Origin of the sequence: Saccharomonospora halophila 8 (assembly GCF_000383775.1) — a bacterium.
GTDB classification, from domain to species: Bacteria; Actinomycetota; Actinomycetes; order Mycobacteriales; family Pseudonocardiaceae; genus Saccharomonospora; species Saccharomonospora halophila.
On the sequence record NZ_KB912553.1, the window covers coordinates 3,251 to 6,164 of the forward strand.

The following is a 2,914-nucleotide window of genomic DNA, read 5'->3' on the forward strand; positions in this document are numbered from 1 at the left end:
CGTCCCGAGGCGGCGCTCCCCGGCGCGGTGGCCGTGGAGCTGGTGCACAATTTCTCCCTGCTGCACGACGACGTGATGGACGGGGACACCGAGCGCAGACACCGCCCGACGGTGTGGCGGCTGTTCGGCACCCCCACCGCCATCCTCGCGGGGGACGCCCTGCTCACCCTCGCCGTCGAGGTGCTGGAGGAGGCCGGCGACCCGGCCGCGACGGGCGAGCTGACCACCGCGGTACGGCGACTGATCGCGGGGCAGAGTGCCGACATCGCGTTCGAACGCCGCACCGAGGTCGGCGTGGACGAGTACCTGCGGATGGCGGACGGGAAAACGGCCTCGCTCATGCGGTGCGCCACCGCCCTCGGGGCGGTGCTCGGCGGTGCCCCCGACGGGTCGGTGCGGGCGCTGGCCGAGTTCGGGCGCGACCTGGGGATGGCGTATCAGCTCATCGACGACCTGCTCGGCATCCGGGGCACCCCTGAGGTGACCGGCAAACCGGTCCTGGCCGATCTACGTGCCCGCAAGAAGACCGTGCCCGTCGTCGTGGCCCTGGAGTCCGGCACCGCCGACGGTGCCGCACTCGCCCGCGGGTACCGCGAGGACCGTGCCCCGACCGAGGACGACCTGCGCACGATGGCCGCGCTGATCGAGCGGACCGGGGCGGTCGACTGGACGCGGCGGCGCGCGCACCGCTACCTCGAACACGCCCGGTCGTGTCTGGACCGGGTCGACGTCCCCCCGGCGATCCACGCGGCTCTGTCCGGACTCACCCAGTTCGTCGTGGAGCGTGACCGATGACCGATGTCCTGCCCGACCGCCCGAGCGCCCGCGTCGACCGGGCCACCCGCCCCGGCGGCACCGCCGGACCCGACCACCCCGACGCTGCCGACGGTGCCGACGGCGCACACCCGACGGACACGGTCGGTGTCGATCCCGCCGGTGTCGCCGTGGGTGCGGAGGTGGCCGGGGCCGTCGACCGTGCCCGTGACCACCTGCTCGCCGCCCAGCACGAACAGGGCTGGTGGAAGGGCGAGCTCGCCACGAACGTCACGATGGAGGCCGAGGACCTGCTGCTGCGGCGGTTCCTCGGCATCGACGACCGCACCCTCACCGAGCGGACCGCCCGCGGGATCCGGTCCCGGCAACGGCCGGACGGCACGTGGGCGACCTTCCCCGACGGTCCCGCCGACCTGTCCACCACCGTGGAGGCCTACACCGCGTTGCGGCTGGCGGGTGATCCGGTCGACGCCGCGCATCTGCGACGCGCCCGGGAGTACATTCGGGACAGTGGCGGCATCGAGGCGACCCGGGTGTTCACCCGGATCTGGCTGGCACTGTTCGGGCAGTGGTCCTGGGACGAGTTGCCCGTGCTGCCCCCGGAGCTGATGCTGCTGCCCGACTGGTTCCCCCTCAACGTCTACGACTGGGCCTGCTGGGCGCGGCAGACGGTGGTGCCGTTGACGATCGTGTGCGCGGCCCGCCCCCAGCGGGAACTCGGGGTGGACGTCCGGGAACTGCGCACCGGGGTGCCCGCACGGGAGGCGGACTCCCCGCTCAGCTGGGCGGGCCTGTTCCACGGGCTCGACGGCGTGCTCCACCGGCTGGAACGGTCGCCGGTGAAGCCGCTGCGTGGCTACGCGCTGTCCCGGGCGGAACAGTGGATCCTGCGGCGGCAGGAGGCCGACGGCGGCTGGGGCGGGATCCAGCCCCCGTGGGTGTACTCGATCCTCGCGCTGCACCTGCGCGGTTACCCGGTGGAGCACCCGGTGCTCGCCAAGGCGCTCGACGGCCTGGAGGCCTTCACGGTCCGCGAGGACACCGACGACGGCCCCGTCCGCAGGCTGGAGGCCTGCCAGTCGCCGGTGTGGGACACCGCGCTGGCCGTGACCGCGCTGCTCGACTCCGGCACCCCCACCGACGATCCCGCCCTGGTTCGCGCGGCGGACTGGCTGCTCGACGAGGAGATCCGGGTGGGCGGTGACTGGCAGGTCCGCAGGCCGGACGTGGCCCCGTCCGGCTGGGCGTTCGAGTTCGCCAACGACCACTACCCGGACATCGACGACACCGCCGAGGTGGTGCTGGGCCTGCGCCGGGTGCGGCATCCGGAGCCGGAACGCGTGCGCCGGACCGTCGACCGTGCCACGGAGTGGGTGGTCGGGATGCGCTCGGCCGACGGCGGATGGGGCGCGTTCGACGCCGACAACACGCGGACACTGTGCGAGAAGCTGCCGTTCTGCGACTTCGGCGCGGTGATCGACCCGCCCTCGGCCGACGTCACCGCGCACGTGGTGGAGATGCTGGCCGCCCGGGGGCTGGCCGAGTGCGCCGCGGCACGCCGGGGCGTGCGGTGGCTGCTCGACCACCGGGAGGCGGACGGCTCCTGGTTCGGCCGGTGGGGCGCCAACCACCTGTACGGCACCGGTGCCGTCGTTCCCGCGCTCGTCGCGTGCGGGATCCCGCGCGACCACGACGCCGTCCGGGGCGCCGTGCACTGGCTGACCGCGCACCAGAATCCGGACGGCGGCTGGGGCGAGGATCTGCGGTCCTATGTGGATGCGGCCTGGGTCGGGCGGGGGACCTCCACCCCCTCCCAGACGGCGTGGGCGCTGCTCGCGTTGCTCGCGGCGGGGGAGTACGGCCCGGTGACCCGCCGCGGGGTCGCCTGGCTCGTCCGGAACCAACGCCCCGACGGTGGCTGGGACGAACCGCAGTACACCGGCACCGGCTTCCCCGGCGACTTCTACATCAGCTACCACCTCTACCGGATCGTGTTCCCGCTGACCGCGCTCGGGCGCTACCTGGAGGTGACCGGCCGTGCGCACGACGGGTGAGCGGGGTGTGCTCGTCACGGCCCTGGCCGTGGAGGCGGCGGCCGTGCGCACCTCCCGGCCGGGGCTGCCCGTCGTCCGCGGCGGGA

General features: G+C 74.1%; 2 protein-coding genes. Both read left to right on the top strand.

The window, feature by feature from the left end:
• Window positions 1-795, top strand: a 795-nt coding sequence (locus tag SACHA_RS21700; RefSeq protein ID WP_019809860.1) for a polyprenyl synthetase family protein, incomplete at its 5' end; no start/stop codon positions are given.
• Window positions 792-2,828 (top strand): squalene--hopene cyclase, encoded by a 2,037-nt coding sequence (shc, locus tag SACHA_RS0111560; RefSeq protein WP_019809861.1) that lies wholly within the window; start codon window positions 792-794, stop codon window positions 2,826-2,828. The genes SACHA_RS21700 and shc, both read left to right, overlap by 4 nt.
• Window positions 2,829-2,914: the final 86 nt, after the last annotated feature.